The 19827-nt window shown below is 66.5% G+C and carries 19 protein-coding genes; 6 read left to right on the top strand and 13 right to left on the bottom strand.

Features of this window, described 5'->3' with window-relative positions; all coding sequences use genetic code 11:
* Positions 1 to 6: 6 nt before the first annotated feature.
* A complete protein-coding gene (locus AB0M14_RS33190; protein WP_365002472.1) occupies positions 7 to 1212 on the top strand; it encodes a Cmx/CmrA family chloramphenicol efflux MFS transporter in 1206 nt (401 codons plus the stop codon).
* Positions 1213 to 1238: 26 nt separating this feature from the next.
* Here the strand turns inward: AB0M14_RS33190 and arr are convergent, their stop codons facing one another.
* Complete coding sequence (gene arr, locus AB0M14_RS33185) at positions 1239 to 1652, bottom strand: NAD(+)--rifampin ADP-ribosyltransferase (protein WP_365002469.1); 414 nt, start codon at positions 1650 to 1652, stop codon at positions 1239 to 1241.
* 48 nt (positions 1653 to 1700) lie between these two features.
* Positions 1701 to 2651, bottom strand: coding sequence for an AraC family transcriptional regulator (locus AB0M14_RS33180; protein WP_365002466.1), 951 nt, complete (start codon positions 2649 to 2651; stop codon positions 1701 to 1703).
* 87 nt (positions 2652 to 2738) lie between these two features.
* Between AB0M14_RS33180 and AB0M14_RS33175 the strand changes: the two genes are divergently transcribed.
* Positions 2739 to 3170: a TIGR03618 family F420-dependent PPOX class oxidoreductase gene (locus AB0M14_RS33175; protein ID WP_365002463.1), complete on the top strand. Its 432-nt coding sequence runs from the start codon at positions 2739 to 2741 to the stop codon at positions 3168 to 3170.
* 5 nt (positions 3171 to 3175) lie between these two features.
* Here AB0M14_RS33175 and AB0M14_RS33170 read toward each other — a convergent pair whose 3' ends face one another.
* Positions 3176 to 3835, bottom strand: a complete 660-nt coding sequence (locus AB0M14_RS33170; RefSeq protein WP_365002461.1) for a response regulator transcription factor — start codon at positions 3833 to 3835, stop codon at positions 3176 to 3178.
* Positions 3835 to 4848 (bottom strand): sensor histidine kinase, encoded by a 1014-nt coding sequence (locus AB0M14_RS33165; RefSeq protein ID WP_365002458.1) that lies wholly within the window; start codon positions 4846 to 4848, stop codon positions 3835 to 3837. The genes AB0M14_RS33170 and AB0M14_RS33165 overlap by 1 nt, the downstream gene beginning before the upstream one ends.
* Positions 4849 to 5028: 180 nt before the next feature.
* On the opposite strand from AB0M14_RS33165, the gene AB0M14_RS33160 reads away from it, so the two are divergent.
* The 4 genes from AB0M14_RS33160 to AB0M14_RS33145 all read left to right on the top strand — a co-directional run bounded on the left by AB0M14_RS33160 (position 5029) and on the right by AB0M14_RS33145 (position 8334).
* Positions 5029 to 5304: a hypothetical protein gene (locus AB0M14_RS33160; protein ID WP_365002456.1), complete on the top strand. Its 276-nt coding sequence runs from the start codon at positions 5029 to 5031 to the stop codon at positions 5302 to 5304.
* A gap of 35 nt (positions 5305 to 5339) precedes the next feature.
* Positions 5340 to 5801 carry a CBS domain-containing protein gene (locus tag AB0M14_RS33155; RefSeq protein ID WP_365002453.1) on the top strand — a complete coding sequence of 154 codons (462 nt, stop codon included), beginning with the start codon at positions 5340 to 5342 and terminating at the stop codon, positions 5799 to 5801.
* 42 nt (positions 5802 to 5843) lie between these two features.
* Complete coding sequence (locus tag AB0M14_RS33150; RefSeq protein ID WP_365003037.1) at positions 5844 to 7130, top strand: ArsB/NhaD family transporter; 1287 nt, start codon at positions 5844 to 5846, stop codon at positions 7128 to 7130.
* Between the two features lie 82 nt (positions 7131 to 7212).
* Entirely contained in the window at positions 7213 to 8334 is a 1122-nt protein-coding gene (locus AB0M14_RS33145; RefSeq protein ID WP_365002450.1) for a GGDEF domain-containing protein, read from the top strand.
* A gap of 54 nt (positions 8335 to 8388) precedes the next feature.
* Here AB0M14_RS33145 and AB0M14_RS33140 read toward each other — a convergent pair whose 3' ends face one another.
* From AB0M14_RS33140 to AB0M14_RS33100, 9 genes are all read right to left on the bottom strand, one after another.
* A complete protein-coding gene (locus AB0M14_RS33140; RefSeq protein WP_365002447.1) occupies positions 8389 to 8841 on the bottom strand; it encodes a tetratricopeptide repeat protein in 453 nt (150 codons plus the stop codon).
* A 23-nt stretch (positions 8842 to 8864) separates the two neighbouring features.
* Positions 8865 to 11294 (bottom strand): CHAT domain-containing protein, encoded by a 2430-nt coding sequence (locus AB0M14_RS33135; RefSeq protein ID WP_365002445.1) that lies wholly within the window; start codon positions 11292 to 11294, stop codon positions 8865 to 8867.
* A complete protein-coding gene (locus AB0M14_RS33130; protein WP_365002442.1) occupies positions 11284 to 12018 on the bottom strand; it encodes a hypothetical protein in 735 nt (244 codons plus the stop codon). Before AB0M14_RS33130 ends, AB0M14_RS33135 begins: the two co-directional genes overlap by 11 nt.
* A 653-nt stretch (positions 12019 to 12671) precedes the next feature.
* The gene (locus AB0M14_RS33125) at positions 12672 to 13358 is read right to left on the bottom strand and encodes a DUF305 domain-containing protein (RefSeq protein WP_365002439.1); all 687 of its coding nucleotides are present in this window, start codon (positions 13356 to 13358) and stop codon (positions 12672 to 12674) included.
* Between the two features lies 1 nt (position 13359).
* Entirely contained in the window at positions 13360 to 14934 is a 1575-nt protein-coding gene (locus AB0M14_RS33120) for a hypothetical protein (protein WP_365002437.1), read from the bottom strand.
* 86 nt (positions 14935 to 15020) lie between these two features.
* The gene (locus AB0M14_RS33115) at positions 15021 to 16130 is read right to left on the bottom strand and encodes an epoxide hydrolase N-terminal domain-containing protein (RefSeq protein WP_365002435.1); all 1110 of its coding nucleotides are present in this window, start codon (positions 16128 to 16130) and stop codon (positions 15021 to 15023) included.
* A 76-nt stretch (positions 16131 to 16206) separates the two neighbouring features.
* Positions 16207 to 17061 (bottom strand): 3-methyladenine DNA glycosylase, encoded by an 855-nt coding sequence (locus AB0M14_RS33110; RefSeq protein ID WP_365002432.1) that lies wholly within the window; start codon positions 17059 to 17061, stop codon positions 16207 to 16209.
* Positions 17061 to 18125 (bottom strand): hemolysin family protein, encoded by a 1065-nt coding sequence (locus AB0M14_RS33105; RefSeq protein WP_365002428.1) that lies wholly within the window; start codon positions 18123 to 18125, stop codon positions 17061 to 17063. Before AB0M14_RS33105 ends, AB0M14_RS33110 begins: the two co-directional genes overlap by 1 nt.
* Entirely contained in the window at positions 18118 to 19599 is a 1482-nt protein-coding gene (locus AB0M14_RS33100; protein ID WP_365002425.1) for a hemolysin family protein, read from the bottom strand. Before AB0M14_RS33100 ends, AB0M14_RS33105 begins: the two co-directional genes overlap by 8 nt.
* Between the last annotated feature and the right edge of the window lie 228 nt (positions 19600 to 19827).

Here is a 19827-nt window from a genome sequence, read left to right as displayed (position 1 = left end):
ATAGCTGTGCCGTTGGCCATCTACGTGCTTGGACTCGCGATCTTCGCGCAGGGCACATCGGAATTCATGTTGTCCGGGCTCTTGCCCGACATGGCGCACGATCTGGGTGTCTCCATCCCGGACGCGGGTCTGCTGATCTCCGCCTATGCCATCGGCATGGTGATCGGAGCGCCCATTCTGGCCATGGCGACCCTGCGCTGGCCCAAACGCCGCGCCCTGCTGACATTCCTCGCCGTGTTCGTCGCCGCCCATGTGGTGGGCGCGGTCGCCACCGGGTATCCGCTGCTGTTCGCCACGCGGGTGCTCGGGGCGATCGCGTGCGCCGGCTTCTTCGGTGTCGCGGCGGTGACCGCCGTCGACCTGGTCGGCGCGCACCGGGCCGGCCGGGCGCTGTCGATTGTGATCGGCGGGATCACGGTGTCGACAGTGCTCGGCGTCCCGCTGGGCACCGTGATCGGTCAGCACCTCGGCTGGCGCTCCGCATTCTGGACCGTGGCCGTACTGGCTACCGTCGCCGCTGTCGGCGTCGCGTGGAGCTTGCGCACCGAACCGCGCCGAACGGGCGAAACCAGCAGGGCCATACCAAGTTTCGCCGACGAACTGCGCAGCCTCGGCAACCCCGGACTCTGGATCGTCTACGGCACCAGCGCGCTGATCTTCAGCTCGATGATGGCATCGTTCAGTTACCTCGGCGCCATGCTGACCACCGACACCGGTCTGGCGGCGAGCTGGGTTCCGGTCGTGCTGGCACTGTTCGGCGTCGGCTCGCTGATCGGCATCACCATCGGCGGCCGAGTAGCCGACGCACACCCTTTCCAGACCCTGTACATCGGGACGACCGGAGTCCTGCTCACCTCGGTAGGCATCGCGGTGCTGGCAAGCCATCCGATCCCGGTCATCCTCTTGGTCTTCCTGATGGGAATGTTCGGACTGGCCACCAATCCGGCCGTCAACGCCCGCGTCTACGCGCACCTAGGGGAGGTACGAACACTCGGCGGCGCCCTGGTGACCTCCGCGTTCAATGTCGGAAACACGATCGCCCCATGGCTCGCGGGGCTGGCAGTCGCCGCCGGACTCGGCTACCCGTCCACCGCCTGGGTGGGCGCGGGTATGTCCGCGCTCGGACTACTGACCGTGGCCGCCGGCTACCTGCGCAGCCGCCGTCTCACCGCGCCGCCGGCGGTATCGGCCGAACCGATCCTCGTCAGCTGAGCTCTCAAAACGTTCGGTTCGCCGATTCAGTTCAGGATTTCGCCTCGCACCACGGTCGATAACCGATCCCGCCAGATCTGCAGCTGGTCGGGCGTGAGTCGGGTCCAGTCGGTGATCTCGTCGATGATGCGCAACGGTGCGCTGCTGCGGTACGACCGGGTGGGGTTGCCGGGAAACTTTTTGTCGGTGACGTTCGGGTCATTCTCGAACTCCCCGGTCGGCTCGACCGCGTAAACCCGCGGAATCGCCGCGCCCCCGGACAGTTCCGCGGCGATCTCCGCGGCGAGTCCGGCCCCATCGACGAGGGCGGTGAAATAGATGTGGTTCATCACGATCTCGGGCCGGTAATTGGATCGGCGGCCCGCGGTCAGGAACTCGCCCACGCGCAGTTCCGCGATCGTGCCGTGGAAGAACGGTCCATCATCGAGCGTTCCGGACACCTGAATCCTTTCGTCGACTTGCTGGAACGAGCGATTGTGCCGCATCGCCTAGGTTCCCGCGAGCAGGACATCGCCCGCGGAATTGCGATATTGGCCTGGTGCGGTGCCGTATTCGCGTTTGAAAGCCTTGCTGAACGCGTATTCCGAACCGTATCCGGTGTTCCGGGCGATGACTGCCAAGGGCGCGGCGGTATCGCGGAGTAGCCGGACGGCGGTGATCATGCGCCATCGGGTGAGGTATGCCAGTGGAGGTTCCCCGACCAGGGCGGTGAAGCGCTTGGCGAAGGCGGCGCGGCTGAGCCCGGCGCGGGTGCCCAGCGATTCCACGGTCCAGCCGCGGCTGGGATCCTCGTGGATGCAGCGCAGCGCCGCCGATATACCCGGATCGACGAAAGCCGCTGCCCAGCCGGATATTTCGTGTGCTGCGGCGTCGCTGAGCCAGGCGCGCAGGATGTAGAGCAGCAGTAGTTCCAGCAGGGGTGGGACCGCGGCATCGCTGCCGGGGCGGGTGTCGGAGAGTTCGTCGGCGAGCAACTCGACGGTGGCGCGCAGGGCCGGGTGGGCGCCGAGGCGGGCCGGGATGTGGACGACTTCGGGCAGCTCGGCCAGCATCGGATGGGTGCGGTCGGCGGCCAGTTGATAGGAGCCGCACAGCAGGACCGCGGCTGCGCCGGGTCCGTCGACATGGCGCACGTCGGCCGGTCCGGCGGTTTCGGACAGCGCGGTGCCGGGCTGGTCGACGAGTCCGTGGGCAATCCCGCGCGGCATGAACACTGCATCACCGGCGCCCAGCGCGATCGGATCTGCCTCCGGCCGGGTCAGCCAGCAGGAGCCGCGCAGGACGACGTGGAATCCGGCGCCCTCGATCCGGGGGTAGGCGCGGCCCCAGGGTGCGTGGCGCACGAACATCCCAGAGGCCGGGCTCCCGGTACGCGCCGTAGCGAGAACTTCGCTGAGGATGTCCATGCCGAAACGATACTGCCGAAGACGATAGGACATCAATGGGAGACTATGGATGATTTCTTGTCTCCGAGATGGCTTCTACGGTGTGAATACCGACTTAACAAGCCCGACAGGAGATTCACGATGAGCGACAACCAGTCCGGACCCGCCCCCCGATCGCTGACCGACGCGGAATTGGTCGAGGTGCTCGGCGCGCAGCAGTTCGGTGTCCTGGCGACTGTCAAACGATCGGGCCATCCCGCGATGTCCAATGTGCTCTACCGCTGGGATCCCGCCGAGCGCGTCATCCGGATCTCGACCACCGCCGACCGCGCCAAGGTCAAGCAGATTCGCAACAATCCCCGTGTCGCTCTTCATGTTTCCGGCCCGGACGTCTGGTCGTTCGCGGTCGCCGAGGGCGACGCCGAGGTCTCGGCGAGCCCGCGGGAATTACTCGCCTTCGCCGGGCATCCCGCCGACGCCGCCGGCTACCTGGAACAGCAGGCGCGCGAAAACCGGGTGATCATCACCCTGCGGGTCACCCGGCTCTACGGCACTGCCCTGGACATCGCGTGAAATCCTCAGGGTTCGATCAGCCCGGCGCGAATCGCGTAGCGGGTCAGGGCGGTTCGGTCCCGCAGGTCGAGTTTGGCCAGAATGTTGGTGCGGTGCCGATCGACGGTCTTGGCGCTGATCACCAGGGTTTCGGCGATCTCGCGCGTCGATTGGCCTTCGGCGACGAGTTTGAGCACCTCCTCTTCGCGCGGCGTGAGGATGGTGTCGGGCAGTGCTGATCCGCGGCGGGCACGCTGCAGATAGTCACGGATCAGCGCGGTCGCCGCACCCGGATACAGAAACGGCTCACCGCGCATGGTGGCCCGGCAGGCTTCGATCAGATCCTGGTCGGCGACGGACTTCAGGACATATCCCGAGGCGCCGACCTTGAGGGATTCGAAGAAGTACTGCTCGTTGTCATACATCGAGAGCATGAGGATCCGGACCTGCGGTGCGACGCGGCTGATCTCGCGGGCGGCTTGGATACCGGTCAGGCGCGGCATGGCGATGTCCAGGATGGCCAGGTCGACGCGCACTTCGGTGAGCAGATCGAGGGCTTCCTGCCCGTTGGCGGCTTCGGCGACCACCATGAGGTCGGGCTCGGCGTCGAGGATCATGCGCAGCCCGCTGCGCACCAGCGCGTGATCGTCGGCGAGCAGGATCCGGGCCGGAGCCGGGCTGGTCATCAGGTGCTCCTGACGGTGTCGTGGGGGACGCGCAGCCGGATGTCGGTACCGCCATCCGGTGGCGAGTGCACGGTCAGTGTCCCCGCGATGAGCAGTGCTCGTTCCCGCATACCTCGAATACCCGCGCCTTCCTGGGAGATCCCGCCGCGCCCGTTGTCGGTGATACCCAGTTCCAGCATCCCGTTCCGGGCATGCAATCCGACGACGACCGCGCCGGCGGCGGCATGTCGCACCACGTTGGTCAGGCTCTCCTGGACGACCCGGTAACAGACCAGCTCGACGTCGGGTGGCAACCGATCCAGGGTGCGATCGATGTCGCGGGACACCGTGATTCCCGCGGTGGCCGAGAATTCCTGGCAGAGCGCCGCGAGCGCACTGTGCAAGCCCAGTTCGTCGAGCAGATCCGGGCGTAACCGCCGCGCGATTCCCCGCACTTCGTCCAAGCACTGCCGCACGGCGTCCTGGGCGCCGTGCAAGACGTCGACGACGTCGTCGGGGGCTTTGTCCACCGCGCGCTTCATCGACAGCAAGGCGACGGTGAGGCTCTGGCCGATTTCGTCGTGCAGTTCCCGGGCAATGCGCTGCCGTTCGCGTTCCTGGGCCGCCAGCGCCGAAGCGCTGGCGGCGGTGCGTTCGGATTCCAGTCGTTCGGTCATCGCGTTGAACGAATCGATGAGGTGACCGAGGTCGCCGTTGTCGATGTCGTCGAGGCGGTCGTTGCGGTGCAGGGGATCGAAGCGGTGCATCGAGGCGATCAGGTGATCCAGCGGCGCGAGGCTGCGGCGCAGCAGAAAAGCGTTGGCGCCCAGCATGACTGCCAAACCGATCAGCAGCACGGGGATCTCGGTGAGTCGAACGCGGGTCGACACGGTGGCGGGCGACAGCGCCAGTACCAGGGTCCCGAAGGTGAACACCAAGCCGTTGATCAGGATGATCCGCCGGAACAGCGCACCGGCTGGGGTACGGGTGTGGTGCAGCAGGCGGCCCAGCCCACCGGTGCGACGTCGGTCCATCCGACCATTCTCGGCGCCGGAGATCCCGGCTGTCCATGAGGTCCGGACCCCATTTCCGCACGTCGAAAGCCCGCACCGGGGTCAGGAGATGAGGCCTCGCCCCGATAGTCAACCGCGCCCGCCGGCCCAAGACTCTTAGGCACTCGGAGTTCAGTCGGCAACCGGTGGGAGGTGTTCGGGATGCAGGTCGACCGCACGACTATCCCCGGACTCGGCGTTGTTCATCATCTGCGAACGCGCGGCGACGCGCGTTTCGCGATCCGTACCGCCGCCGGCGGCCGCAAGCATCTGCTGATCTACGGCGACGCCGACGAGCCGGCGATGGAGATCGCGCTGGACCCCGACGAGGCCGACGAGTGCGCCCAGTTGCTGCACAGCACCTCGATCACCGACCGCGTCGCTCGCCTGGAGCGGCGCTTGGCCGAACTCACCCACGGACGGGCCCCGACACCATGACTACCAGCCCCGCACGCCCGCAATGGAGCGACACCATGCAAGCACACGAGATCGCTATCTCCCTACCCACGATCCGGGTGGGCGACCCGGTGGCCAAAGCCGTCCGGTTGATGGTGGTGAAGCGCCTGCCCGGCATCATCGTCGTCGACGACGCGGGCCGTCCGCTGGCGGTGCTGCCCGGAACCCAGGTGCTGCGGCTCGCGATCCCCAGCTCCTACCAGTCCGACTCCGCGCTGGTCCGCACCATCGACGAGGTGCACGCGGACCTGTTCTGGCAAGTGCCCGGCAGCCGCACCGTCGGCGACTGCCTGCCGTCCCAGGCCCTGAAGCCCGCGACTGTTCGCTCCGATGCGACGTTGCTGGAGATCGCCGCGCTGATGGCGGCCCGGCACACTCCGTTGGTGGCTGTGGTCGACAAGAGCCGGGCGCTGGTCGGCGCGGTGACTTTGGAGCGGCTCCTGGCGAGCTTGGCGGTCGCGGGCCCGGACGATGAATAGTCCAGCGCGGCAGCTGATCTCGGCCCGATGGCGGCGGGGCCGATGGACGGGCTGATCGCCGTGGGCATCTTTGTCGGTGCGTTCTGGTTCATCGCCACCGAACGTGCCGACAAGGTGAAGGTCGTGCTGATCGCCGCGGGTTTGATGACCGTGCTCGGCCTCACGCCGGGGGAGAAGGTGTTCTATTCCGAGCACGAAGGGATCGACTGGAACGTCATATTCCTTTTGCTCGGCATGATGATCATCGTCGGAATCATCAAGCAGACAGGTGTTTTCGACTTTCTGGCCATCTGGGCGGCCAAGCGTTCCCGCGGCAGTCCGTTTCGCCTGATGGTGATGCTGATGCTGATCACCGCCATCGCGTCGCCGCTGCTGGACAACGTCACCATCATCATGCTCGTCGCCCCGGTGACGATCGTCGTGTGTGAACGGCTGGAGATACCCGCCCAACCGTTCATCATCGCCGAAGTCCTCGCCGCGAACATCGGCGGTGCGGCGACCCTGATCGGTGATCCGCCCAACATCATCATCGGCAGCCGAGCGGGGTTGAGCTTCAACGACTTCCTGATCCATATGGCCCCGGCCGTCGTGATCATCTTTCTTCTGTTCGTGGTCTTCACCCGACTGCTGTTCCGCGACACGGTGCGCGCCGAGCACCAGAACTCCACCACCGTCCTCGCCCTACAGGAACGTCGCGCGATCAAGGATCCGCGACTGTTGCTCCGCTGCTCGATCGTGCTGCTCGGGGTGGTCATCGGGTTCGGACTGCATTCCGTACTCCATGTCGCGCCCTCGATCGTCGCCTTGGTCGGCGCCGGAGTCATGCTGCTGGTCTCGGGCCTGGATGTGGGCGAGGTTCTCGCCGAAGTGGAGTGGCCGACCTTGGTGTTCTTCGCCGGGTTGTTCGTTATGGTCGCCGGACTCGTCCACACCGGGGTGATCGACGGGCTCGGCGCTTTCGCGGTCGACACCTTCGGCGACAATCACTTCGTCGCGATGACCACCATCCTCTTCGGCTCCGCCATCGTCGGGGCTTTCGTCGACAACATTCCCTACACCGCGACCATGGCGCCCGCCGTCGAAGAGCTGGTCGCGCAAACACCCGACCCGGTGCACGGCCAGGGCCTGTGGTGGGCATTCGCGTTCGGCGCCGACTTCGGTGGTAACGGCACCGCGGTCGCCGCGAGCGCCAACGTCGTCGCGCTCGGGATCGCGCAGCGATCCGGGCATCCGATCTCGTTCTGGCAGTTCACCAAACCCGGCGTCATCGTCACGATCCTGAGCACCTTCCTGGCCTGGATCTATGTGTGGCTGCGGTATTTCACCTGATTCGGTGATGCGGTTATTACTCGCGAGTAGACTGCGATTTCCGGCCGGAGGTGGTGCGGGCGGACGTGATCGATACAGCTGGATGCTCCGTTCCTCGCCGAAAGGGCAGGGTGTGCTCGGTGATCTGCGCTTAGTTCGAGACTGGTGGCACGAGGATGTCGACTACCAGTGGGTGGTGGACGCGATCGCCGCACGCTCGGCGCTCGGCGCACTGAAAACCGCGGTCGGGTTGTGCGGCCTGGCCACGCCGATCATCGCCGTGCTGATCCTGCTGTCACCCATGCGGCCAGCGGATTCGGGGTCGCGGGCGCTGCTGTGGCTGCTGGTCGGGGTGGGGCTGGTGTGGTGTGCGCGCTGGTGGCTGCGGCCGTGGCCCGCACAGACCGAGTCGTTGATCCTGACCAGCGTCGCCGACGTCTGTGTCACCGCTGTCTGTGCGCTGAGCCCCGGTTACGTGGTGCGCGCGGTCGGCATGATGATGCTGTTGATCCTCGGCATCTACGTCAGCGCCCTGCACGGTCCGAAAGTCCTTGCCGGGCAGACGGTGTGGTCATTGTTGTCGGCGGGGCTATTGGCGATACCGCTCGTTCGCGGCGGTGACATCACCTCCGCGGTGATCATGATGCTCGGGATGGCGGCCGCGGTCATGGTGCCGCCCGGATTGCAGTTCTGTTATTCATTGCTGCGCGCCGAAATGCTGTCCGATCCCTTGACGAGATTGCTGAGCAGACGTGGCCTCGACTATTACTCCGCGATCTGGTTCGCGCATCCGGCGCCGGTCCCGGCCTGTGTCCTGATGATCGATCTCGACCGCTTCAAATCCGTCAACGACACCCTCGGCCACGCTGTCGGCGACGAGGTGCTGGTCCGCACCGCCGACCGCCTGCGGACCACCGCGCCCGCCGACAGCATCGTCTCCCGTTTCGGTGGCGAGGAATTCGCCGTCGTCGTCCGGCTCCCCGTCGATCCGGCCGCCGAGGTCGCCGACCGTTTGCGTCGTGCAGTAGCCGAGCCGATCGGGGCGATTACCGTCACCGCCAGCATCGGCCTCGCGCCCATTCCGGCGGCCGGCCGGCCGGCCCGAAGTTGTGAACCGTTCCGCCGCACCATCTGTGCCGCGGACGGCGCGATGTATCAGGCGAAACAGCAAGGCGGCAACACCGTCGTGATCGCCGGCGCGCCTGCCTCAGCGACCCTGCTGTAAAACGTTCACCGGCCGTCCGGGGGCGACTGATCGTCCCGGCGATCGGGTCCGCTGTCAGTTGGCTTCGAGGCTGGTCAGTAGTTGTGTGACCTGATCGATTCGTGGATCCTCGGGGTGTCCTTCGCGGCGGATGATGTTCAGGACTTCGGTGAAGAATTCGCGGGCGTTGTCTTTGTTTCCGACGTCGCGGTAGTGCAGGCCGAGGAAGTAGAAGCCGCGTGCGAGGATCGGATGGTAGGGGCCGACGATCTGTCGTGCCTGGTCGAAGTAATCCGCCGCGGTGGCGATGTCGTTGGCGTGCACGCAGTAGTAGATACCCAGGTTTTGGGTGGCTTCGGCGTAGGCGGGATGGTGTTCGCCGAGCGCGTTCATGGCCATGGCACGTGCGTCCTCGGCGACATCGAGGGCATCGTCTCGCATGGGGTGGTCGGGTTTGAGGAGCACCGCGCGGACCCATTCGTTCTCGCGCGCGGCCAAAGATTCGGTGGATTCGCTGTCCTGGCCCATGGGTTTCCTCTTTCTCGGTCTTTCTACGCTCCGGTGAAGACGAACGGGGCCCAGTGCGCCGGGTGGGAGTAGGGGCGCTCGTCCGGGGCGCCGCCGAGCAGAAGCTGCGTATAGGGTTCGATGAACTGGTGCATGCCCCGCTCTATGTGCTGCTCGTAATGTGAGGCGAGGGAGGCGCGGGTACTGGTCTTCAGCCACAGCTGGGCGTCGCGCAGCGCCGCGGCGGGGTCATCTGCGGCGGCGCTGAGGTTGCGATAGAACCGCTCCATGAGCAGCGCGGTGCTTCTGTCATCCACGGCCCAGAGGCTGCTCACAACGGCGGGTGCGCCCGCTTGCAGGAACACGTTGACCAGTCCCTCGAACTCGTCCCAGGGCAGGCCCTTGTCGACCAGCCCGGTGTCGCACGCCGATAGGCACACCAGACGGGCATTGCGCAGATCCTGCAGCAGGATGTCCTGGAACGACAGCCCGAGGCGGTGGAGATGAAGGACCGCGGGCGGTGACCACTCCAACCGGAACAACGCTCCGCCCAGGGCCCATTGTGCGCCGTGGCAGGCCAGATGGATCGCGGTCGCAGTCCTCATCTGGCGCAAGATCTTCTTGCGGGACGCCTGCTCATCGAGCAGGGCGGTGGTCTCGAGCGCTGCGGCGACCAGCGTGACCTCATCGGGCACTGCGTGCAGCGGCGGGTGGGACTGGTAGCGCCCCACCCCGGCGACGAGTGCCTGGCCGGTCAACTGCAGCCCTTCCCTGCGGCGTTTCGCCCAGGTGCGGACTCGGGCGGAGGGCGTGTATTCGACGGTTAGATCGTCGATAAGGAACTGCTGGCCGGGCCCGGTTCCGACGACGGCGGCGTGGAGTGGCAAGAACTGCAATCCGCCGACCGGGACCAGCACCACGCGGGTCGCGCCCAGTTCGAGAAGTCGGCTGTGCAGCGCGTCGAAGACCGTCGCCCCGACCTGCTCACAGACCTCGACCATGGTCGAGCGCCATCGTTGAGGGCCGTTGGGGGCGTCGTAGCGGTGTTGCATCGCCGCCAACCAGCCGGGCGCGTTCTGGTCCCCGATCAGCCATCGGTCGACGGCGGCGGTGGTGAACTCGGGTAAGTCCAGCACGTTCTCGGCGGCTACGTGCTGATCACCCTGGGTAAGGATGAACCAGGCGCCGCCGTTGGGGCTGACGAGCGGCAGGACCAGCGCGGTCGCCGATTCGGTGGGCGCAATCTGCGCCACCGTCAGAGCCCGTCCTGCTGCTAGCTGGTGCTCAGGGTCCGCGCCGGCGAACACGGCGTCGAAACGATTGCGCAGGCTCGTGAGTCGATCACTGTCTTCGATCCAGCTCACGCCGCCGTACTGGCGGGCCTCGAGTTTGCGGATCTTTCGACTCAGGCGCAGCAGTTGTCGCATCTGCTGGGTGGAGGGTAGGTCGGTGTTGTCTGTGTTCCAGTGCAGTCTGCTGGCGAGCAGCAGTGCGTTGCCTGACTCCACGGTGACAGCGGCCAGGTCCAGTTGTCCTGTCTTGTAGTAGCAGAATGCGAGGTTGCGTGACATTGTCGAGATGTCGATGACAGCCGTGCGCATACCGTCCACCGTTCGCGCGATACGCAGGCCGTCGGTGGCGATCTCGAGGGCTTCCTGAATCGGAGCGATCGCATCATCCCAGCGAGAGGCGGCGAGATGGAGGTGCGCGAGTCCCGTCAGGGCGTCGAGGCGGGCTGTTGAAGTTGACAGGCCTGCTGTTGCGTCACGGGCTGCGAGGAAGTGGGACTCCGCGATTTCGAAGGCCGCCGGTCCTGCTCCCAATGTCAGCCGGCCGATCGCGGTCTGGATTCTCGCCCACTGTTCCGGGCAGGTGACTCGGTCGGTGTTCGCCAGGGCCTGCGAATAATGGTTCAGGGCCGTCGATCGTGGCGCGGCGGTGCGGGTTTGTTCGGCAAGCCGATGATGGAGCTCGCCGAGCAGTTCGTGGGCGGCGCCGACGCCCTGGGCCGACCTGTTCTGCCGATACGTGAGCAGGGCGGAATGAAGATGGTCGATCGCGTCTGTCCAGACGTCATTCATCCGCAGCAGCGTCTTCGCGATATCGACCTCGACGTCGGCCCATTCCACCGAACCGGGGTCGAGCTGCTGCACAACATCCTCGAAGAAGTGAAGGGCCACTTGAAGATTCATGGGGCCCATTCCGGAGGCATCGCCGAGGTCGCGGAATGCGCGGCCTCGGAGTACACGAGCTGTCAAGAGGAGTTCGTTGTCCTGGTCGTCCAGGTCGTCGAGCGAATCGGTGTGCACCAGGATCTGGTGGATGTTCTCCTCACGCGAGCCCAGGACTCGCTGGCCGTAGGCGATGGCCAGCTGCGCGCGGATCCGGTCCGACGGATCGGCGTGCCACGCCGCGGTGAGGTCTTGAATGGTCTGCTCGATGATCTGGGCATGCGGGTCATCGTCAGGAGACACGGTAGGACTCGGTAAGACGCCACCGGCCCTCGCCGGCGGCGGTGATGCTGGACAGACCTTGGAGCGTACGCAACGCGCGCAGGAAGTCGGCCGGGGTGAACGGATCCAGACCGAATTCCTGGCGGTGCCGGTCGGAGGCCGCGCGCAATTCGATCTCAGTCGCCGTCTTGTCCTCACGCTCAGCCGCGGTCTGGATCAAGCTCCAGAACAGGCTGGCTTCATCCTCGCCGATCGCCACTGTCGTCGAGGCGACCAGCGACTGCACGACAGTCAGGACGCCGGCGACGATCACCAGCGGGGCGATCGGAGTGAGTGCGGCAGCAACTGCAGCCTGTGCGGCGACGACCGAGGCCGATCCGAGCTTGAGCAGTTCGACGGTGTCGAGACGGAAGTTCTTCAGTTTGAAGCTCTTGCCACCGCCGAGACCGCCCGCCTTGAGAGTGATACCGCGTTCTGTTGTTGACGCCGGTGCCGCATCCAGATCGAGGACGGCCAGAACCGTCGACAACGCCGCTGTGTTGTCCCGGGCTCGGGGCAATGCCGCAACGGCGTCCTGCGCGGCGAGTCTGCCAGCGAGGAGTTCACGCCCTGCCTCGGTCGTCGAGAGCAGCCGGACGAGGGTCAGCACCGCAGCGGAATGGCCGCGCGAATCGCGGCCGTCGGCCAGCGTCTCGAGCGCGAGGTTGAGCTCACCTTCAATCTTGCGCCACTCGTCGGGGGTCACTCGTTGCCGCACCGTCGGATAAATCCGTTGCACCGCAACGAGCATGAGGTCTGGTCGAACGATCGATACCGAGTCCACTCGGATCCTCCTCCACGGCCGTGGCCGTTCCATCCACGAGATCTTCCGACCGCACCCGAGGCATCGATTCCCCGCTCGGCCCAACCCTCGTCACCGCAAGCTCGATAGCGTGTGTGAGCGCAGCGCCCTGATGTTTGCTCGACTGCAGCGGAGAAAGGTAAATCGACTCTGTGTTCTCGCTTGTCCGGACGGGTGACCGTTTACTCATGTGGGCTGGATTTGGTCGTGGTACACCAAGTTTGACACCCGCCAGGGCCAGCAGGCCGATAATGCGCGATTCGACGTCTCCCGTTGGCCTGGTCGCTGGAAAATCAGTTCTGGGATGGTGATGGGCTCAGCGCTACCGACCAAGGTGGACTGTGATATCGCGTGGCCCGAACTCGCGATGACGCGATCCTCGCTGACCAAGAACAGAGGTGGAGGCACGCTGGCCACCCAGGCGAGGCGGGCTTCTACGACCGACGACCGGCGGTCATCGTGGGGCAGGGAGAGACACCGTTGACCCGTGAATCCCAGCTGAAATCGCCGCTGTCGCAATTCCTGCGACTATCAGCAATATTGCCATCGAGAAACGTTCACCGGCCTGCCGGAGGTGGTTGGTCGCTGGTGCTCGAGCCGGTCGGAACGTCCTTCGGCAGCAGTTGCGTCAGCAGGACGCTCATGACGCCGATCTCCTGGCTCTGGGATTGGAACATCGAGCGGGCGGCTTCCTTTACCGGGCCGGCTTCGAGGAGTTCGTCGGCGGCTTTGGTCATGGCGGTGCCGCCTTCGTGGTGGCGGATCATCAACTGCAGGAACAGGATTTCCGCGTCGCGGCCTTTGGCTGCCGCGAGGGCGTCGAGTTCTGGCATGGTCGCCATGCCGGGCATGCTGGTCGGCGAAGCGGCCGGGGTGCCCGAATGATGATGTGCGGCAGTCTGCATCCAGGCCATGGGGCGGGGTGACATCGGGGAGGCGTTGGCCAGGCGCAGCCAGCCGAGCATGGTGCCGATCTCCATGCGCTGGGTGTCGGCGAGTTGCTGGGCCAGGCGCCGGACCGGCGGGCCCGCAGCCGGGTCCAGGCGCTGCACCATGAGCAAGGCCTGCTGATGGTGTGCGGTCATGTCCTGCGCGAATCCGACTTCGATGCTGTTGAGAACCGGTGCCGCCGTGTGGTTCTCGGCGAAGAAGAGGGGGCGCAGGGCCGCGCCGAGAACCAGCAGGGAGAACGCGGCCGCCGCCAGCGCGGCGATCCGGAGCCGGACCGGGATGTTCCGCCGCACGCTACGACCCGACGACGGACTGCTGGTCCGCCGGAGCCGTGTACACGTCGTTGTCCAGCTGCAGCACCATGAAGCCGTTGTCGGAGCAGGTGACGAACAGCTGATCGCCGCGCCACTCCGGTGGCGAGAGGCACCAGTCGGTGGACACGTCGCCGAAGGCCACGCGGCCGGAGCGCTGGGTCAGCGCCTGCCACGGATTGAACTGGCCTTCCAGCACCGAACGGGCCAGCGGCGGCGCGGTCATGAGCGGCATGCCGATGATCGAGGCCAGGGCGTGCGGGGAGTTCCACAGTTCCAGATTGCGTCCGGTGCGGGCGGGCGGGTTGAAATAGGCGATCTCGCGGATGGCGAAGGGGTCGCGGACGTCGAAGACCCGGATGCCGGAGGAGATCCAGCCACAGGCCAGCGCGGTCGGGTTCGCGGGGCGGTCGGCGGTGCAGTAGTGCGATTCGTAGGCGAAGACCGAACCGCCCATCGAGGAGCCGATATTACTGTCGATGTGCTGCGGGAGATTGATCTCGAGCTTGATCTTCGCCGCGACCTTCGGCTTGGTGTCGGCGGAGATGTCGATGAGTTTCACACCGCCGGAACCACCTTCGTCCACCGTGTACAGATACGGCTTGCCGTCATAGGTGACTGGGACGCTGTGCTGGGTCGCCCAGCCGTCGGTCCAGAAGGTGCGCCCGATGTGGTGCACCTGCGGGTTCGGATCGCGCCGCTGCACCGCGCTGATGTCGAGCACGGTGAAACCGGCGAGCGCGGACAGGTACATGCGGTTGCCGTCGGGGCTGATGCCGAAGCCGTGCGCTTCGATGCCGGTGAGCCCCTGCCAGATGACGCGCGGATTGGCGGGATCGGTCAGGTCGACGGCACTGACGAAACCGGGCGCGATGCCCGAGGCCCAGTAGGTGCGGCCGTCGGGCGACCAGCCGCCCTCGTGCGTCGTAATCGGCAGCGGCATCAGGAGATTGGTGCCGGGCCCGGGGTTGAGCAGGCGCGGGTGCGCGCAATCGGAGATGTCGTAGACCGAGAGATAACCGACACCCGTACCGACTGGGACACCCGTTCCGATGAGCAGCTTGCGTTCCACGTTGACCTTGAGGCTCTCCCAGGTGCCCGCGAGCATGGCGGGTTCGGTGAGGGTGGCGGTCGGGCGCGGATTGGCGGGGTCGGAGACGTCGAGGACCTGCACTCCGCGACCCTCGCTGATCAGGTCACCCGGGAAGAACGAGCCCATGTAGGCGCAGTGCTCGAAGCTGGTGGAGGTGATGCCCGCGCCGCGGCCGGCGAACTGGCCGAGCATCGTCATATTGCAGCGATAGCCGAGCGTGGAGCGTCCGCTGTCGCGGTCTGCGGCCGGAACATCGCCTTGCAGACCGGGTTCCGGCATCGAGCCCGGTCCGCAATCCGCCCGCGGCGGTGCGGTGCGGCCGACATCGAGGAGTTCTTGGACGGCGGTGCCGATATCGGACTGCAGGTCGGCTGTCGCGCTGTTCGGCAGCAGCATGGCCGCGAGTACGCCCGCGGTGAGCAAGGCCAGTGGTCTGGTGCGGCGCGATCTCGTCCGTGAGCGCATCGTTGCGTCCCTCAAAATCTCTTCGGCAATCGACCGACTCAGACAGTCGGCATCGAACTGACTGAATAGTAGTAACTGCCGGTAACTTAGGGACGGTTTTCGAAAAACTCCCGGATGTCGGTGATCACCAGCTCGGGCGCTTCCAGCGCGATATAGGCGCCGCCCCGGTCGAATTCGGTCCAGCGCGCCACGTTCGCGTCCCGCTCGGCCCAGCGCCGGATGGTGACATCCCCGGCCGACAGTACGAACGCCGTCGGCACGGTGACCCGGTCCTTCGGGCCCCACGCGCCCGGGTCGTGCGCGACATCGTGGTAGCTCTGCGCGATGGAACCCGAAGTGCCGGTGAACCATTGGATGCTGACGTCGGTGAGCATGCGGTCCTTGGCGATGGCCTGCTCGGGCAACTGCGCGGCCGGATCGCTCCACTCGCCGAACTTCTCCACGACCCAGGCGAGCAGGCCGATGGGGGAGTCGTTGAGGCTGTGCGCGATGGTCTGCGGGCGGGTCGACATCATGATGTTGAAGCCGAACCCGTCCTGCATGAATCGCTCCACGGTCGCCATGCGCGCCTGCTCGGCCTCGGTGAGTCCTTCGACGTCCTCGCCGGGCATCGCGACATAGGCATTGACGTGCAGGCCGATCAGGCGCTCCGGCACCTGGCGGCCGAGTTCCAGTGACACGTTCGCGCCGCCGCCACCGCCGTGCGCGCCGAAGCGCTCGTATCCGAGCCGGTCCATGAGCTCGGCGAAGACCGCTGCGACCCGGGGAACGGTCCAGCCGATGCTGGTGAGTGGGGTGGAGAAGCCGAAGCCCGGCATGAACGGCACGACCAGGTGGAAGTCCCGCGACAGCGGCTCGAGGATATCGAGCAGGCCCATCGCGCCGCCCGGGTTGTCGTGCAGCAACAGCAGCGCCGGCGCGTCCGGGCGCTCGCTGCGGATGTGCTTGAAGTGGATCGGCTGGCCCTGGATTTCGGTGACGAACTGCGGGAACTGGTTGAGCTCGGCTTCGATCTTGCGCCAATCGAATTCGTTCGCCCAGTACTGCGCGAGCTCGCGCAGGTAGTCGACCGGAACGCCCTTGCTCCACTCGGCGCCGGGCAGGGCCGGGGTCCAGCGGGCCCGGGTGAGGCGGTCGCGGAGGTCGTCGATGTCGGGCTGGGGGATGTCGATCCGGAAGGGGCGGATGTCGGTCATGATGATCTCCTTGGAACGGAATGATTTGTTCTGTTCGAAGAGTAGCAGAATGATTCATTCCGTTTCAAGGGCAATGTCAGGCGCGATCGAGCAGGGTCGTGCAGACGGCGAGCAGGTCGGCTCGGAGGGCGGCCGAGTGCTCCGCGATGGCGGCCTGCTGACGCACGTATTCGGCGCGCCCGGAGGGGATCTCGATGGGGATCGGCTCGTAGCCGTATTCGGTGAGGTCGTATGGGCTGGCCCGCATGTCGAGTTCGCGTGCGGTGCAGGCCAGTTCGAAGCAGTCCAGTAGCAGGTCGGAGGAGGTGAGGGGGGCCAGCTTGAACGCCCACTTGTAGAGGTCCATGTTGGCGTGCAGGCAGCCGGGCTGCTCACGGGCGACCTGATCGGCGCGGGTCAGCGTCTCGATGTTGCGGCCGATCGCGTCGGGGGTGAAGAAGCGGAAGGCGTCGTAATGCGTGCAGCGCAACGACATCGACTCGACCACGGCGTCGGTGCCCGCGTGGCCCAGGCGTAGCGGCACCTGCTGGTGGCGCACCTCGTCGGTGCGGTACACCATGGCCCACTCGTGCAGGCCGAAGCAGGACAGCTGGGCGGGCCGGACCGCGGTGGCGCGCAGCAGGTTCGCGATGAACTCGATGGTGTCGCGGCGCTTGGCCAGGTAGGCCGGATCGGCGGTGTAACCCGCCTCGACCCGGTGATACCCTCGCGCGCCGTCGTATTCGCCCGCGTCTGCCAGCGTGACGCCGAAACCCGGGTGCCAGCGCCGCAATTGGGCCGGCTTGTGCCCGTAGTAGGTGAACAGGAAGTCGATCACCGGGTGCGTCGAGCCGGCGGCCCGCCGTTCCAGGTACGGGCCGGCGAGCTCGCCGAGGCGGGCGCGGTGCACGGCGGCACGCGCCCGCCATTCGACTGCGGTCAGGACGGTCATTATTCGACGACGCGGTGCGTCCCGTCGCGCACGGTGCCGACGAACTCTTCGACCAGATCCTCCAGCGCCACGATGCCGATGGTGTTGCCATGGTTGTCCACGACCCGGCCCAGATGGCTGCTGGTCCGGCGCAACCGGGCCAGCGCCTCGTACAGCGTGGTCGCCGCGCCCATGGTCGGCAGTGGACGGATATCGGTGCGCGGGATCGGCGTGCTCGGACCCGCGCTCTCGTCGGCGACCTTGTCCAGCACGTCCTTGACGTGCAGATAGCCGACCAGCGAGCCGTCGTCCGCGCGCACCGGGTAGCGGGAGAACCCGGTTTCGGCCACGGCGGTCTCGATATCGCCCAGGGTGGTGCCGTTGCCGCGCAGCGGTACCGAACGCGTGGTCGCCAACGGCACCATCACATCGGCGATGGTCCGGTCGGAGGTGCCCAGCGCCTGTGTCAGGCGGCGGTGCTCCTCCTCGTCGAGCAGGCCCTCCGAGCGGGATTCGCCGATCATCTCGGCGAGCTCCACGCTGGACACTGTCGCCTCCAGCTCGTCCTTCGGTTCGATTCGCAGCATCCGCAGGGTGAGGTTCGCGGCGAAGTTGTAGACCGCGATCAGCGGCCGCGCCAGCCGCAACCACGCCAGATGGATCGGAACCAGCAGCAGCGCACTGCGTTCCGGTCCGGCCAGGGCGATGTTCTTCGGGATCATCTCGCCGAAGAGGATGTGCAGGATCACCACGATGGTGAGCGCGACGGCGAAGGCCACCGGGTGCAGCAGACCCTGCGGCAGGCCGAGCAGGTCGAACGGACCCTCCAGCAGATGCGCGACGGCCGGCTCGCCGACCCGGCCCAGCAGGATCGAGCAGATGGTGATGCCGAGCTGCGCCGCGGCCAGCATCATGGACAGATTCTCCCCGGCCCGGATCACCGTGTTGGCATTGCGCTTGCCCTGTGCGGCAAGCGCTTCCAGCCGGTCACGGCGGGCCGAGATCAGCGCGAACTCGGCGGCGACGAAGAACGCGTTGGCCGCCAGCAGGACGACCGTGAGCACGATTCCGAACAGATCACCCATGGCTGTGCTCCGCGTGGTTGTACTCGGTCTGGGTCAACTCGGCTTGGTCCGCCTGGTTCAGGTCGTCGGGGGTTTCGGCGGCGGGCGCGAGCTTGCGGTCGGCCTTGCGTTCCCGGGCCTCGAGGACCTCGCCGGTGACCGGGATCAACCGGATCCGATCGATACGCCGCCCGTCCATGCGCTCGACGCGGGCGATCCAACCGCCCTCCTCGGTCTCGTACGGATGACGGTGATGTGCGGGCGAATTCGGCAGGACGACCTCGTCGTTCACCTCCGGGATCCGGCCCAGGCGGGTGAGCACCAGACCGCCCAGGGTTTCGTACTCGCCCTCGGGCGCGTCGTATCCGGTCGCCCGCGAGACCTCGTCGATCCGCAGCAGACCCGAGCAGTCCCAGCCGTCGGCGACCCGGCGCACATCGCGCTCCTCTTCGTCGTGCTCGTCGCGCACGTCGCCGAGGATCTCCTCGATCAGGTCCTCCATGGTGACGATGCCCGCGGTGCCGCCGTATTCGTCGACGACCAGCGCGACCTGCATGCCGTCGGCGCGGACCCGCTCGAGCACTTCGTCGCCGTCCAGGCTGGCGGGGACGATCGGCACCGGCGCGGCGAGCTGCCGCAGCGGAATGGTGCGCCGGGCGCTCACCGGATGTGTGAACGCCTGTTTGACGTGCACGACACCGAGGGTGTTGTCGAGATCGCCGTCGATCACCGGGAATCGGGAGTAGCCGGTGCGGCCGGCGGCCTCGATCAGGTCGGCGATGGTGTCGTCCTGGTCCAGCGATTCGATTTTCACGCGCGGCGTCATGAGTTCTTCGGCGCTGCGCTCACCGAACTGCAGCGACCGATCCACGACCAGCGCGGTGCGCTGATCCAGCGCGCCGCGCAACGCGGAGGTGCGCACCAGCGAACCCAGTTCCTGTGGGGAACGGGCCGAACGCAGTTCCTCGGCGGGCTCGATGCCCACCCGGCGCACCACCCAGTTGGCGGTGTTGTTGAGGAAATTGATCATCCACTTGAACGCCACCGAGAACGCGACCATGGGACCCGCGGTGAACCGCGCGGTGGCCAGTGGTTTGGCGATGGCGATGTTCTTGGGCACCAGCTCGCCGTAGATCATCGACAGCGAGGTGGCCAGGATCAGCGCCAGCGCCAGCGAAATGCCCTGCGAGACACCGGTACTGAGACCGGCCGCGCGGAACACTGGGGACAGCAGGCGGGCCAGGATGGGTTCGGCGATGTAACCGGTGATCAGTGTGGTGATGGTGATGCCGAGCTGCGCGCCGGACAGCTGGAACGACAGCGTGCGATGGGCTTGGCGAACCATGCGGGCGCGGCGGTCGCCGTCGCGGGCATGGGATTCGACGGTGCTGCGCTCGAGCGCGGTGAGCGAGAATTCGGCGGCGACGAACAGCGCGGTGCCGGCGGTCAGGGCGATGAACCCGACCAGACTGAGGATGGTGAGCGCGACGGACATGATCAGCACCACCCGTCGCGGATGGGTTGAGAAGGGTCGTCGGAATCGGCAGGGACTGCTGCGGGATGGAGAGCGCCGGGTTTGTCACCCGGCTCGGTAGAGGAGCCCTCCTTGGTGGCGCCCTTGGACGCGGGTGACAACTTGTTCCTTTCGGCGGGGGAAAACAGGGGTGCCGGAAATACCGGCGTGCCAATGATGCTACCGGCCCACGCGAGGCAACGCGTGGGC

It is taken from the genome of Nocardia sp. NPDC051832 (assembly GCF_040681285.1).
GTDB lineage: Bacteria > Actinomycetota > Actinomycetes > Mycobacteriales > Mycobacteriaceae > Nocardia.
This window is presented reverse-complemented; position numbering and strand designations above follow the sequence as displayed.

Bases quoted from the DNA above. Each gene is read 5' to 3' on its own strand.
- AB0M14_RS33155 (WP_365002453.1), top strand. From the start codon at position 5,340: ATGCAAGCACACGAGATCGCTATCTCCCTACCCACGATCCGGGTGGGC.
- AB0M14_RS33120 (WP_365002437.1), bottom strand. From the start codon at position 14,934: ATGCGCTCACGGACGAGATCGCGCCGCACCAGACCACTGGCCTTGCTC.
- AB0M14_RS33105 (WP_365002428.1), bottom strand. From the start codon at position 18,125: ATGGGTGATCTGTTCGGAATCGTGCTCACGGTCGTCCTGCTGGCGGCC.
- AB0M14_RS33170 (WP_365002461.1), bottom strand. From the start codon at position 3,835: ATGACCAGCCCGGCTCCGGCCCGGATCCTGCTCGCCGACGATCACGCG.
- AB0M14_RS33115 (WP_365002435.1), bottom strand. From the start codon at position 16,130: ATGACCGACATCCGCCCCTTCCGGATCGACATCCCCCAGCCCGACATC.
- AB0M14_RS33165 (WP_365002458.1), bottom strand. From the start codon at position 4,848: ATGGACCGACGTCGCACCGGTGGGCTGGGCCGCCTGCTGCACCACACC.
- AB0M14_RS33180 (WP_365002466.1), bottom strand. From the start codon at position 2,651: ATGTCCTATCGTCTTCGGCAGTATCGTTTCGGCATGGACATCCTCAGC.
- AB0M14_RS33100 (WP_365002425.1), bottom strand. From the start codon at position 19,599: ATGTCCGTCGCGCTCACCATCCTCAGTCTGGTCGGGTTCATCGCCCTG.
- AB0M14_RS33160 (WP_365002456.1), top strand. From the start codon at position 5,029: ATGCAGGTCGACCGCACGACTATCCCCGGACTCGGCGTTGTTCATCAT.
- AB0M14_RS33150 (WP_365003037.1), top strand. From the start codon at position 5,844: ATGGACGGGCTGATCGCCGTGGGCATCTTTGTCGGTGCGTTCTGGTTC.
- AB0M14_RS33175 (WP_365002463.1), top strand. From the start codon at position 2,739: ATGAGCGACAACCAGTCCGGACCCGCCCCCCGATCGCTGACCGACGCG.
- AB0M14_RS33145 (WP_365002450.1), top strand. From the start codon at position 7,213: ATGCTCCGTTCCTCGCCGAAAGGGCAGGGTGTGCTCGGTGATCTGCGC.
- AB0M14_RS33140 (WP_365002447.1), bottom strand. From the start codon at position 8,841: ATGGGCCAGGACAGCGAATCCACCGAATCTTTGGCCGCGCGCGAGAAC.
- AB0M14_RS33110 (WP_365002432.1), bottom strand. From the start codon at position 17,061: ATGACCGTCCTGACCGCAGTCGAATGGCGGGCGCGTGCCGCCGTGCAC.